Genomic DNA, 13324 nt, shown 5'->3' with positions numbered 1-13324 from the left:
ATTATGTACAACCTTTTGCCGGACACCCCGGCTAGGCATGAAAACTGCGAACCGTCATGTCAACGCCCTGTCGAAGGGTCTAGTCTCATCACTCTCCCTTGCGTATTCGTCAACTTGCCCGAGGATGCCCGATGTCTCAGGAACCCAAAGCGCGTGACGCCGAGGTGGCTGCTTTTCGCACCGCTGTACTGGACAAACTGACCTACGCGGTCGGCAAGGATCCGGAACACGCCTTCGACCACGACTGGTTCGAAGCCATTGCCCTGGCTGCACGCGATCACATGGTCGATCACTGGATGGATCACACGCGCCAGGCTTACCGGCGCAGCCAGAAGCGGGTCTACTACCTCTCCTTGGAGTTTCTCATCGGTCGCCTGCTGTACGACAGCCTGAGCAACCTGGGCTATCTGGAGATCGCTCGCCAAGCCCTGGAAGGCCTGGACGTGGACCTGGAGCGTATCCGTTTGCTGGAGCCCGACGCGGCGCTGGGCAACGGTGGCCTGGGGCGGCTGGCCGCCTGCTTCATGGAGAGCATGTCGACCCTCGGCATCGCTGCCCATGGCTATGGCATCCGCTACGAGCACGGGTTGTTCCGCCAGGCCATCGTCGATGGCTGGCAGCAGGAGCAGACCGAGAACTGGCTGGATTTCGGCAACCCCTGGGAGTTCGAGCGCGCCGAGGTGATCTACCCGATCAGTTTCGGCGGCAGCGTCGAGACCCTGCATGACGCCCACGGCGTGGCGCGTCAGGTGTGGACGCCGGGCGAGACCGTGCGCGCGGTGGCCTACGACACGCCGGTGGTGGGCTGGCGCGGCTCCAGCGTCAACACCCTGCGCCTGTGGCGGGCCCGGGCGCTGGAAGAGCTGCACCTGGAGCGCTTCAACGCCGGCGACCACCTGGGCGCGGTGGCCGAGGTGGCCCGCGCCGAGAGCATCTCGCGGGTGCTGTACCCGGCCGACAGCACCGAAGCGGGGCAGGAACTGCGCTTGCGCCAGGAGTACTTCTTCGTCTCCGCCTCGCTGCAGGATCTGCTGCGCCGTCACCTGAACATGCACCAGAACCTGCTCAACCTGCCGGATGCGGCCGCGATCCAGCTCAACGACACGCACCCGTCGATCGCCGTGGCCGAGCTGATGCGCCTGCTGGTGGACCAGCACGAGATCCCCTGGGACACCGCCTGGGAGCTGACCGTCGGCACCTTGGCCTACACCAACCACACGCTGCTGCCCGAGGCGCTGGAGACCTGGCCGGTGGCGCTGATGGAGCGCATGCTGCCGCGGCACATGCAGATCATCTACCTGATCAACGCGTACCACATCGATGCGCTGCGCGCCAAAGGGCAGCATGACTTCGACGTGCTGCGCGCGGTGTCGCTGATCGAGGAAGACAACGGCCGGCGCGTGCGCATGGGCAACCTGGCGTTCCTCGGTTCGCACAGCGTCAACGGGGTGTCGGCGCTGCACAGCCAATTGATGAAGAGCACGGTGTTCGCCGAGTTGCACAAGCTCTACCCGCAGCGCATCAACAACAAGACCAACGGCATCACCTTCCGCCGCTGGCTGTACCAGGCCAACCCGCCGCTCACGGCCATGCTGGTCGAGGCGCTGGGCGCCGGGCTGCTGGACGACCCGCAAGGCGGGCTCAAGGCGCTGGAGCCGTTCGCCGAGAAGAACACCTTCCGTAAACAGTTCGCGGCCCAGCGCCTGCACAGCAAGCGCGCCCTGGCCAGCATCATCCAGGACCGCGTCGGCGTCACGGTCAATCCCGAGGCGCTGTTCGATGTGCAGGTCAAGCGCATCCACGAGTACAAGCGCCAGTTGCTCAACCTGCTGCACACCGTGGCGCTGTACCAGGCCATGCGCAACGATCCCGGCACCCAGTGGGCGCCGCGGGTGAAGATCTTCGCCGGCAAAGCGGCGGCCAGTTACCACCAGGCCAAGCTGATCATCAAGCTGACCAACGACATCGCCCGGGTGGTCAACAACGACCCGACCGTGCGCGGCCTGCTCAAGGTGGTGTTCCTGCCCAACTACAACGTCAGCCTGGCCGAGAGCATCATTCCGGCGGCGGACCTCTCCGAGCAGATCTCCACGGCCGGCTACGAGGCGTCCGGCACCAGCAACATGAAGTTCGCCCTCAATGGCGCGCTGACCATCGGCACGCTCGATGGCGCCAACGTCGAGATGTGCGAACAGTTGGGCGCGGAGAACATGTTCATCTTCGGCCTGACCGCGCAGCAGGTGGAAGCGCGCAAGCGCGCCGGCGACTTCGGCGCCACGGCGGCGATCGACGCCTCCGGGCGCCTGGGCGATGTGTTGCAGGCCATTCGCAGCGGGGTGTTCTCGCCGGACGATCCGGGGCGCTACGCCGGGCTGATCGACGGTCTGATTGCCTACGACCGCTTCCTGGTCTGCGCCGACTTCGACGCCTACTGGGATGCCCAGCGGCGTGTCGAGGAGCTGTGGCACGCGCCGCAGGACTGGTGGCGCATGGCAGTGCTCAACACCGCGCGGATGGGCTGGTTCTCCTCGGACCGGACCATTCGCGAGTACGCGACCGATATCTGGAAGGCCTTGGATTGAGCTCAGGCCGCGCCAGTGAACCTGCATCTGTCGGCCAGCAGGATCACCGGCACGGCTGAACTCCCGACCTTATTCGTCGTCTCACTGCCCAGCCCCACCTCGACGCTCGCTAGGGCGCAGCTCTCCCTGTAAACTGCGAGGGTTTTTACCCCCTCTTCCTTTTCGGAGCCATACATGTCCCGCGTTACCCTGAGTCGCTATCTGATTGAGCAGACCCGCAGCAACAACACTCCTGCCGATCTGCGCTTCCTGATCGAAGTGGTGGCGCGCGCGTGCAAGGAAATCAGCCACCACGTGTCCAAAGGCGCCCTGGGTGGCGTGCTGGGCAGCATGGGCACCGAAAACGTGCAAGGCGAAGTGCAGAAGAAACTCGACGTCATTTCCAACGACATCCTGCTGGAGGCCAACGAGTGGGGCGGCCACCTGGCCGGCATGGCGTCCGAGGAAATGGACAACGCCTACCAGATTCCGGGCCGTTATCCCAAAGGCGCCTATCTGCTGGTCTTCGACCCGCTGGACGGTTCGTCGAACATCGACGTCAACGTCTCGGTCGGCACCATCTTCTCGGTACTGCGCTGCCCGAACGAGTACCTGAGCCAGAACGAAACCCTGAACGAGAACGCCTTCCTGCAGCCAGGCACCGAGCAGGTCGCCGCCGGTTATGCCATCTACGGCCCGCAGACCATGCTGATCCTCACCCTGGGCAGCGGCGTCAAGGGCTTCACCCTGGACCGCGAGCTGGGCAGCTTCGTGCTCACCCACGAAAACATCTGCGTGCCGGAAACCACCGCCGAGTTCGCCATCAACATGTCCAACCAGCGTCACTGGGAAGCCCCGGTCAAGCGCTACGTCGACGAGCTGCTGGCCGGTGAGACCGGTCCGCTGCAGAAGAACTACAACATGCGCTGGATCGCTTCGATGGTGGCGGACGTGCACCGCATCCTCACCCGTGGCGGCCTGTTCATGTACCCGCGCGACGCTCGCGAGCCGAGCAAGCCGGGCAAGCTGCGCCTGATGTACGAAGCCAACCCGATGTCCTTCATCATCGAGCAGGCCGGTGGCGCATCGACCAACGGTTACGAGCGCATCCTCGACATCAAGCCGGAGAGCCTGCACCAGCGCGTGTCGGTCATCCTCGGCTCGAAGCAAGAGGTCGAGCGCGTCACCGCCTATCACAAGGAGTAAGACATGCTCGCACCTTGGCAGCCGTTGCTGGAGTGGTGGTTCGGTTGGGGCAGCAGTGCCCAGGCCGTGGCTGACGAGAAGAGCACGCTGTGGTTCGGCAAGCACCATGACGCCGACGCCCAGGCGCTGTTCGGTGATCAGGTCGAGCAGGCCCTGGCCGGTGGGCTCGAGGACTGGCAGCAGAGCCCGCAAGGCTGGCTGGGGCTGTTGCTGCTGCTCGACCAGCTCCCGCGCATGATCTATCGCGACACGCCGCGCGCCTTCGAAGGCGACCGGCGTGCGCAGGTGGTGGCCATGCAGGGTCTGCAAAAGGGCTGGGATTACCAGTTGCTGCCGATCCAACGGGTGTTCGTGCTGCTGGTGCTGGAGCACGCCGAGGTGCTGGACTGGCAGAACCTGAGCGTGGAGCGCTACCGCGCGCTGCTGGACGAACAGCCCGAGGCCAACCGTCGTTTGTTCGAAGGCTTCCTCGACTACGCCGAGCAGCACCAGCGAGTGATCGAGCGCTTCGGTCGCTTCCCCCATCGCAACCTGGTGCTCGATCGTCCCAGCACCAGCGAAGAGATGGATTTCCTGCTCGAACCGGGCTCCCGGTTCTGAGTTGACGGGCCCGCTTCCGGGCTCCGTTTTCCCCTTGCATCGCCCTTGACGCACTGCGCTTACACGCGGTGCGTCGTGGTGGGCGTGTGCCGACGAACGGTCTGATACGAAAGCAGGCTTGTCAGGGAACCGGGGAGGCATTTTCGCTTCTAAGGGCTCTGCAGGCCGTCTCGCCTGTTGCATTCATCTCCAGGAGAGCCCCTCATGTCGTTGCGTTCTATCGCCCTGCTGTCGTTGATGGTCGTGCTGACCGCGTGCAGCAAGATCAACCAGGAAAACTACGCCAAGCTCAAGGCCGGCATGACCAAGGCCGAGGTCGAGCAGTTGCTCGGTACGCCGAAGGAATGCTCCGGTGCGCTGGGTATGAGCAGTTGTACCTGGGGCGACGAGAGCAGCTTCATCAGCGTTCAGTACGCCGCCGACAAAGTGTTGATGTACTCCGGGCAGGGCCTCAAATGAAGCGCTGGCCTGTGCTGCTGGCGCTGGGTTTGGCGCTGGCGCTGGGCGGCTGTGCGAGTTCGTCGGTTGATCCGCTGGCGCCCAAGACCGCCGGCCACGTCGACCTCAAGCGCTATCAGGGCAAATGGTACGAACTGGCGCGCTTGCCAATGCGCTTCCAGCAGGACTGCGCGCAGTCCGAAGCCCACTACAACCTCAAGCCCGATGGCAGCCTGGGCGTGCTCAATCGCTGCCGCACCGAGGGTGACGAGTGGCTGCGCGCCGAGGGCCATGCGGGCATTGAAGAGCCGGGGCACACCGACAAGCTGTGGGTGGAGTTCGACAATTGGTTCAGCCGCCTGGTGCCGGGCCTGACCCGCGCCGACTACTGGATTCTGTATGTGGACGAGCACTACCAGACGGCAATCGTCGGCAGTCCGAACCGTCGCTATCTGTGGATCTTGTCGCGGACCCCGAGCCTGCCGGCCTGGCAGCGCGAGCACTTGCTGTCCAAGGCGCGCCAGCAGGGCTATGACACCAGTCGGCTGGTCTGGCGTGTGTCGGACAAGCAGATCGTCGCCCGGCACTGATCGGTGCGAACCGCGCGGCCCTCTACTAAAGTGGCCGCGCTTCACTCAACCCAGTAATGCGCGCAACACCTGCGCGAACGCCTGGGCACTGTCGTCTTCCAGGGCATGGCGCCCCTGTCTCACCACCCACCGTCCGTTGACCATCACGTCGCGCACCTGCCGGTCGCTGCCGGCGAACAGCCAGCGGTTGAGCACGGCGTCGCCCTGCGAGGTGGCGATGTACGGATCCTGACCGTCGAGCACCAACCAGTCGGCGCGCTTGCCGACCGCCAGTTCGCCGACGTTTTGCCCCAGAGCCTGCGCGCCGCCGGCCACGGCCGCGTCGAACAGCGTGCGGCCGACCATCGGCTGGTCGCTGCGGTACAAGCGGTTGCGGCGCTGGTCGCGCAGGCGCTGGCCGTACTCCAGCCAGCGCAGTTCCTCGACCACGCTGAGCGAAACATGGCTGTCCGAGCCGATGCCCAGGCGTCCGCCCTGGGCGAGGAACGCCACGGCCGGAAACAGGCCGTCGCCCAAGTTGGCCTCAGTGGTCAGGCACAGCCCGGCCACCGCGCCGCTGCGCGCCATGGCGCTGACCTCGTCGGCTTCGGCATGGGTGGCGTGGACCAGGCACCAGCGCTGATCCACCGGGACGTGCTCATACAGCCACTGCAAAGGGCGGCGCCCGCTCCAGCTCAGGCAGTCGTCGACTTCCTTCTGTTGCTCGGCGATATGGATATGCACCGGGCAGGTGGCATCGCTGGCCTGCAGCACCTCGGCGATCTGCCGTGGGGTGACCGCGCGCAGCGAGTGGAAGCACAGCCCCAGATGTTGCGCAGGGTGTGCGGCCACGAGCGGCGCGAGTTGCTGCTGCAGGCGCAGGTACTGTTCGGTGGAATTGATGAAGCGGCGCTGGCCGTCGTTCGGAGCCTGCCCGCCAAAGCCGGAATGGCTGTAGAGCACCGGCAGCAGGGTGAGGCCGATACCGCTGGCGCTGGCGGCAGCGCTGACCTGGCGTGACAGCTCGGTGGGGTCGGCGTACGGCTGGCCGGCGGCGTCATGGTGCACGTAGTGGAACTCGGCCACCGAGGTGTAGCCGGCCTTGAGCATCTCGATGTAGAGCTGGCGGGCGATGACCTGCAACTGGTCGGGGGTGATCAGGCCGACCAGGCGGTACATCAGGTCGCGCCAGGTCCAGAAGCTGTCATTGGGGTTGCCGACCACTTCGGCCAGGCCTGCCATGGCGCGCTGGAAGGCGTGCGAATGCAGGTTGGGCATGCCCGGCAGCAGCGGGCCGGCGAGGCGCTCGGCACCTTCGGCACTGGCGTCGCAGTCCAGGCGTTGGATCTGTCCGTTGGCGCAGACTTCCAGGCGCACGTTGCTGGCCCAGCCCGAAGGCAGCAGGGCACGTTCGGCGAAATAGGCGGACATCGGTCGGTCACCCTGTGGTTATTTGTATATACATATACAGACGTTTGCCTGCCGGGTAAACTGCGGCAAGCTACCGCCACTCACTTTGCACAAGGATGCACGACCGTGCCGACACCCTCTGTCTCCGCGCTGGTGGCCCAGATGGGCGAAGGGCCGGCGCCGCTGTATGCCCGGGTCAAGCAGATGATCGTCCAGCAGATCGAAACCGGCAGTTGGCCGCCGCATCACCGCGTGCCGTCGGAGAGCGAGCTGGTCAGCCAGTTGGGCTTCAGCCGCATGACCATCAACCGCGCCCTGCGCGAACTCACTGCCGACGGGCTGCTGGTGCGCATGCAGGGTGTCGGCACCTTCGTCGCCGAGCCCAAGACCCGCTCGGCGCTGTTCGAAGTCAACAACATCGCCGATGAGATCGCCAGTCGCGGGCATCGGCACCGCTGCCAGGTGATCGTCCTCGCCGAGGAAGCGGCCGGCTCCGAACGCGCCCTGGCGCTGGACATGCGCGAAGGCCAGCGGGTGTTTCATTCGCTGATCGTGCACTTCGAAAACGACGTGCCGGTGCAGATCGAAGACCGCTACGTCAACGCCGCCATCGCGCCGGGTTACCTGGAGCAGGACTTCACCCGGCAGACGCCCTACGCCTATTTGTCGCACGTGGCGCCTTTGACCGAGGGCGAGCATGTGGTCGAGGCGATCCTGGCTGAGCCGGACGAATGCCAGTTGTTGCAGATCGAGCGTGGTGAACCTTGCTTGCTCATTCGTCGACGTACGTGGTCGGGGCGCCAGCCGGTCACCGCGGCGCGGCTGATTCACCCTGGCTCGCGCCATCGCCTGGAAGGACGGTTCAGCAAATGAGCGGGGTCCGTGTGTTGCGTGCCCGCGATTATCCGCGCATGCCCTGGAAGAACGGGGGTGGCTCCACTGAAGAAATTGCCCGCGATGCGGGGGAGGGGCTCGAGGGCTTTGGCTGGCGGTTGTCGATTGCCGATATCGAGTCTTCCGGGGGCTTTTCACGGTTTGCGGGGTATCAGCGGATCATCAGTGTGTTGCAGGGTGAGGGTATGTACTTGACGGTGGATGGGCAGCGGAGCCGGTTGTTGCGGGTGTTCGATGCCTTTGCCTTCAAGGGGGACAGTGAGGTGGCTTGTACGTTGCCTGGTGGGGGGATTCGGGATTTCAACCTCATTTATGCGCCTGATCTTTATAGGGCTCGGTTGCAGTGGTTTGAGGGGCGGGCGCGGTTCTTTAGTGATGCTGGGACGGTGGTGGTGTTTGCCGGGGGCGGGGAGGTGGGGGTTGAGGTTGATGGGGGTGGGGTTTTGTTGGGGGTTATGACTGTTTGCTGGTGAGTGGTCGTGAGGGGGGGTGGGGGTTGAGGTTTCTGGGGTTTGTTGTGTTGTTGAGTTGACTCGGGTTGGGGGGTGATTGGCTGTTGGGGGTTTGGGTTTTGGGGGCTGCTTTTTGGGTGGGCTTATCCGGTGGATTGGGTGAGGCTGATTCACCTTTTCGCCCTTACGGCGACCCCCTTTTTTCTTGGAAAAAGGGGGGCAAAACCGCTTGCTCCCGCATCCGGCCCCTTCGCTGCGCTGCGGGGTTCCCTCGCGCCGGTGGCACTCCGGGGGTACCGCGCTTAGGGCCATCCATGGCCCCAAGCGCTTGACGGGCATCCATGCCCGTCAACCCCCTCCGTGCCACCTCTGCTCGGCCTCCTGAGGTCGCGATGGGCGGCGTCTGAACTGGCGCGCGCTTAGAAGCAGGGCGGTGGGGCAGATTTATCCGAGCGCCCCCGGTGTCAGGGTAGTTGCCGTTGCCGTTGCCGTTGCCGTTGCCGTTGCCGTTGCCGTTGATCTTGATCTTGATCTTAGTGCGCGGTAGTTCAAACACCGCCCATCGCGACCTCAGGACGCCGGCGCGAGGGAACCCCTGCGCGCAGCGCAGGGGCCGTATGCGGGAGCAAGCGGGAGAGTGTCAGATTTTTTGTGTGCGGGCCGATAACGGCCTGCCGTCAGGCTGGCCATGCTTTTACCAGGTCGGCCTGATAAATCGATCTCCGTACAGCATCGCGAATTGATTCATCGCATTTTTCCAGTCATGGGCCGCTGAGCCCCAGTTTGCCGTGATGTTCCGCAGCCCCAGCCAGATCAGCTTGGTGGCGGCCTCATCCGTTGGGAAGTGACCACGCGTTTTGATGATCTTGCGTAGCTGGGCGTTGATGCTTTCGATCGCGTTGGTCGTATAGATCACTTTTCGAATGCCTGACGGGAAGACAAAGAATGGAATCACTCGATCCCAGGCTCTTCTCCATGCCGCAACTACCGTTGGGTACTGTTTGCCCCAAGGGCCGTTTTCAAAGGCATCCAGTGCCTGCTCAGCCGCCTCGGCGTTGATGGCCTGATAGATCGGCTTGAGCGCTTTGGCCAGATCACGACGCTTATCCCACGCTGCATAATCGAGACTGTTGCGGATCAAGTGGACGATGCATGTTTGCAGCGTGGTGGCCGGAAACACGGCGCTTAGCGCCTCTGGCATCCCTTTGAGGCCGTCGGTGACGGCGATCAGCACATCCTCAACGCCGCGCGTCTTGAGGTCATTGAAGACCTTCATCCAGAACTTCGCACCTTCGGTATTTTCGATCCAGATCCCGAGAATATCGCGCGTCCCATCGGGTAGAACGCCCAGCGCCAAGTAAATCGCTTTGTTGCGCACAAGGCCTTCTTCGCGAATCTTGACTCGTAGTGCATCAAAGAAAATGACCGGGTACATCGGCTCCAGCGGCCGCTGTTGCCACGCGCCGATTTCCTCCATCACCTCGGCCGTGACCGAACTGATGAAGTCATGCGAAACATCCGTTCCATACTGCTCGGAGAGGAATGCGCGAATTTCCCGAACGGTCATGCCTCGGGCATACATGGCGATGATCTTGTCATCGAAACCGGTATAACGGCGCTCGTGCTTGGGAATCAGGATGGGCGCAAAACTACCGTCTCGATCACGGGGGATATCCAGCCGCAGCGGCCCCTCTCCAGTCAGAACCGTCTTGCCAGTCCTGCCATTGCGCTGATTGGTTTCATCCTCTGGGCGCTGCGCGCCCGGCAGATACCCCAGGTGGTGACTGAGCTCGGCGTTCAAGGCCCGTTCGATCAACGCCTTCTTGAATGCCGCAGAGGCATCTTCGATAGCCTCCGCAGTCATCAGGCCCTCACCGAACTGCTCGAGCAGCTCCTTGGGGATTTTTGGTAGGTCACGCAGGGGTTTCTTCTTGGTTGGCATACATGCACCTCTTGCTCATGTTATGCCCGAACACAAAATTTCTGACATACCCGCAAGCGGTTTTTGCCCCCCTTTTTTCCAAGAAAAAAAGGGGGTCGCCGTAAAGGCGAAAAGGTGACTAAAACCCACCATAAATCAAAGAGTTGCAACAAAAATCCACAAGCCCCGCGCCCATAATCCCCCCAAAAAAACCCGAGCCCTCTAGTTACCCGTAACGCCCCCCAACAGCCCACACTGTTACCAATCGCCCCGAAATAGCGCAAATCCGCCAAACATCCCCCCGCCCGACAACCCCACCCCAAAACCCTCATCACCCCGCCAACCACAAGGCCCCCAGCCACCCCACCCACCCCCCCAAAAAAACTTGGCAATCCAATTGCATATGCTTGTATGTACAAGTAAAGCCAAGCGCGCCACAGTGGACTGGCTGTCCCCCAGCGCAACAGTGACACCCCGGCCCGCCACTCTCATCGGGTTCGCCCAGATCGCTCAAGGAGCATTGTTCGTGACTGACCAAAAGCCCACCACCTTCCGTGACGTCGAGATCCGTGCCCCCCGTGGCACCCAGCTGAACGCCAAAAGCTGGCTGACCGAAGCCCCCCTGCGCATGCTGATGAACAACCTCGACCCCGAAGTGGCCGAGAACCCCAAGGAATTGGTGGTGTACGGCGGTATCGGCCGCGCGGCGCGCAATTGGGAGTGCTACGACAAGATCGTGTCCAGCCTCAAGGCCCTGAACGACGACGAAACCCTCCTGGTGCAATCCGGCAAACCCGTCGGCGTGTTCAAGACTCACCGCGACGCACCACGGGTACTGATCGCCAACTCCAACCTGGTGCCACACTGGGCCAACTGGGAACACTTCAACGAACTCGACGCCAAGGGCCTGGCCATGTACGGCCAGATGACCGCCGGCAGCTGGATCTACATCGGCAGCCAAGGCATCGTCCAAGGCACCTATGAAACCTTCGTCGAGGCCGGTCGCCAGCACTATCAGGGTAACCTCACCGGCAAGTGGGTGCTCACCGCCGGCCTGGGCGGCATGGGCGGGGCCCAGCCGCTGGCCGCCACCCTGGCCGGCGCCTGCTCGCTGAACATCGAGTGCCAGCAGACCAGCATCGACTTCCGCCTGCGCACCCGCTACGTCGACGAACAGGCCAGCGACCTGGACGACGCCCTGGCGCGCATCGCCCGCTACACCGCCGAAGGCAAGGCCATCTCCATCGCCCTGCACGGCAACGCTGCCGACATCCTCCCCGAACTGGTCAAGCGAGGCGTGCGCCCGGACATGGTCACCGACCAGACCAGCGCCCACGACCCGCTCAACGGTTACCTGCCCAGCGGCTGGACCTGGGAGCAGTACCGCGAGCAGGCCAAGCGCGATCCCGCCGGCACCGTCAAGGCCGCCAAACGCTCGATGGCCGTGCACGTGCAGGCCATGCTCGACTTCCAGAAGGCCGGCGTGCCGACCTTCGACTACGGCAACAACATCCGCCAGATGGCCCAGGAGGAGGGTGTGAGCAACGCCTTCGACTTCCCAGGCTTCGTGCCGGCCTACATCCGTCCGCTGTTCTGCCGCGGCATCGGTCCGTTCCGCTGGGCGGCGCTGTCCGGCGACGCGCAGGACATCTACAAGACCGACGCCAAGGTCAAGGAACTGATCCCCGACGACGAGCACTTGCACCGCTGGCTGGACATGGCCCGCGAGCGCATCGCCTTCCAGGGCCTGCCGGCGCGCATCTGCTGGGTCGGCCTGGGCCAGCGCGCCAAGTTGGGCCTGGCGTTCAACGAAATGGTGCGCAGCGGCGAGCTGTCGGCGCCGGTGGTGATCGGCCGCGATCATCTGGACTCCGGCTCCGTGGCCAGCCCCAACCGCGAGACCGAAGCCATGCAGGACGGCTCCGATGCCGTGTCCGACTGGCCGCTGCTCAACGCCCTGCTCAACACCGCAGGCGGCGCTACCTGGGTTTCGCTGCACCACGGCGGCGGCGTGGGCATGGGCTTCTCCCAGCATTCAGGCGTGGTGATCGTGTGCGACGGCACCGACGAAGCCGCTGCGCGTATCGCTCGGGTGTTGACCAACGACCCCGCCACCGGGGTCATGCGCCACGCCGATGCCGGGTATGAAATCGCTATCGAATGCGCCAAAGAGCAGGGATTGAACCTGCCGATGATCACGGGTTGATCGGAGGGCCTGGGCGCGCCATGCAGCCCAGGCCATCCCACTTCTTTGCAAGGACTGCCGAATTCCACTTCTAAAGTTTGGGAGCGTCACGCAATGAAAACCAACAAGACCTTGCTTGCTTCGCTGTTCGCCGTTGGTCTGCTCGGCACCGCCGGAGCCACGCAGGCCGCGACCTGGTGCGAGTCCGGCAAACCGTTGAAGTTCGCCGGGCTGAACTGGGAAAGCGGCATGCTGCTGACCGACCTGATGCAGTTCGTGCTGGAAAAGGGCTACGGCTGCAAGACCGACAGCCTGCCGGGCAACTCCATCACCATGGAGAACGCCCTGGGCAGCAACGACATCCAGGTGTTCGCCGAAGAATGGGTCGGACGCAGCGAGGTGTGGAAGAAGGCCGAGGCGGCCGGCAAGGTGGTGGGCGTCGGCGCCCCGGTGGTCGGGGCGGTCGAGGGCTGGTACGTGCCGCGCTACGTGATCGAGGGCGATGCCAAGCGCAAGCTCGAGGCCAAGGCGCCTGACCTGAAGAGCGTCGCCGACCTGGGTAAGTACGCCAGCGTGTTCAAAGACCCTGAGGAACCGAGCAAGGGCCGCTTCTACAACTGCCCGGCCGGCTGGACCTGCGAGCTGGACAACACCCAGATGCTCAAGGACTACGGCCTGCAAGACACCTACACCAACTTCCGCCCCGGCACCGGGCCTGCGCTCGATGCTGCCGCGCTGTCGAGCTACAAGCGCGGTGAGCCGATCCTGTTCTACTACTGGACACCCACGCCGCTGATGGGCCAGGTGGACCTGGTCAAGCTCGAGGAAAAACCGGGCGTGGACAAGACCGTGTCGATCAAGGTCGGCCTGTCGAAAGCCTTCCACGACCAGGCCCCGAATTGGTCGGCGTGCTGGAGAAGGTCAACATCCCCATCGACCTGCTCAACCAGAACCTGGGCCGCATGAGCAAGGAGCGCATCGAGTCGGCGAAACTGGCGAAGATCTTCCTCAAGGAACATCCTGAGGTGTGGCAGGCGTGGGTCAGCGAAGACGCTGCCAAGAAGATCAACGCGGCGCTGTGAGCGTCC

9 protein-coding genes and 2 pseudogenes are annotated in these 13324 nt (G+C 63.8%); 9 read left to right on the top strand and 2 right to left on the bottom strand.

The window, feature by feature from the left end; all coding sequences use genetic code 11:
* Positions 1 to 131 precede the first annotated feature (131 nt).
* From GKC70_RS22085 to GKC70_RS22065, 5 genes are all read left to right on the top strand, one after another.
* Positions 132 to 2582: a glycogen/starch/alpha-glucan phosphorylase gene (locus tag GKC70_RS22085; protein ID WP_342649928.1), complete on the top strand. Its 2451-nt coding sequence runs from the start codon at positions 132 to 134 to the stop codon at positions 2580 to 2582.
* 174 nt (positions 2583 to 2756) lie between these two features.
* Positions 2757 to 3767, top strand: a complete 1011-nt coding sequence (locus tag GKC70_RS22080) for a class 1 fructose-bisphosphatase (RefSeq protein WP_317870325.1) — start codon at positions 2757 to 2759, stop codon at positions 3765 to 3767.
* 3 nt (positions 3768 to 3770) lie between these two features.
* On the top strand, positions 3771 to 4367 hold the full coding sequence (locus GKC70_RS22075; RefSeq protein WP_029614710.1) for a DUF924 family protein: 597 nt from the start codon (positions 3771 to 3773) through the stop codon (positions 4365 to 4367).
* A gap of 204 nt (positions 4368 to 4571) precedes the next feature.
* On the top strand, positions 4572 to 4826 hold the full coding sequence (gene bamE / locus GKC70_RS22070) for an outer membrane protein assembly factor BamE (protein ID WP_342649927.1): 255 nt from the start codon (positions 4572 to 4574) through the stop codon (positions 4824 to 4826).
* Positions 4823 to 5395 carry a lipocalin family protein gene (locus tag GKC70_RS22065; protein WP_039582690.1) on the top strand — a complete coding sequence of 191 codons (573 nt, stop codon included), beginning with the start codon at positions 4823 to 4825 and terminating at the stop codon, positions 5393 to 5395. The genes bamE and GKC70_RS22065 overlap by 4 nt, the downstream gene beginning before the upstream one ends.
* A 45-nt stretch (positions 5396 to 5440) precedes the next feature.
* Here GKC70_RS22065 and GKC70_RS22060 read toward each other — a convergent pair whose 3' ends face one another.
* Positions 5441 to 6805, bottom strand: coding sequence for a formimidoylglutamate deiminase (locus GKC70_RS22060; RefSeq protein ID WP_342649926.1), 1365 nt, complete (start codon positions 6803 to 6805; stop codon positions 5441 to 5443).
* 141 nt (positions 6806 to 6946) lie between these two features.
* Between GKC70_RS22060 and hutC the strand changes: the two genes are divergently transcribed.
* Positions 6947 to 7657, top strand: coding sequence for a histidine utilization repressor (gene hutC, locus GKC70_RS22055; protein WP_342651564.1), 711 nt, complete (start codon positions 6947 to 6949; stop codon positions 7655 to 7657).
* Positions 7654 to 8227: pseudogene (locus GKC70_RS22050) on the top strand (HutD family protein). Before hutC ends, GKC70_RS22050 begins: the two are co-directional and overlap by 4 nt.
* A gap of 597 nt (positions 8228 to 8824) precedes the next feature.
* On the opposite strand, the gene GKC70_RS22045 reads toward GKC70_RS22050, so the two are convergent.
* Positions 8825 to 10072: an IS256 family transposase gene (locus GKC70_RS22045; RefSeq protein ID WP_342648746.1), complete on the bottom strand. Its 1248-nt coding sequence runs from the start codon at positions 10070 to 10072 to the stop codon at positions 8825 to 8827.
* A 505-nt stretch (positions 10073 to 10577) separates the two neighbouring features.
* Here GKC70_RS22045 and hutU point away from each other — a divergent pair.
* Both hutU and GKC70_RS22035 read left to right on the top strand, forming a co-directional pair.
* The gene (gene hutU, locus GKC70_RS22040; RefSeq protein ID WP_342649925.1) at positions 10578 to 12257 is read left to right on the top strand and encodes a urocanate hydratase; all 1680 of its coding nucleotides are present in this window, start codon (positions 10578 to 10580) and stop codon (positions 12255 to 12257) included.
* A gap of 93 nt (positions 12258 to 12350) precedes the next feature.
* A pseudogene (locus tag GKC70_RS22035) lies at positions 12351 to 13318 on the top strand (ABC transporter substrate-binding protein).
* Positions 13319 to 13324 lie beyond the last annotated feature (6 nt).

It is taken from the genome of Pseudomonas sp. REB1044 (genome assembly GCF_038813925.1).
Classification (GTDB): domain Bacteria; phylum Pseudomonadota; class Gammaproteobacteria; order Pseudomonadales; family Pseudomonadaceae; genus Aquipseudomonas; species Aquipseudomonas boreofloridensis.
This window is presented reverse-complemented; position numbering and strand designations above follow the sequence as displayed.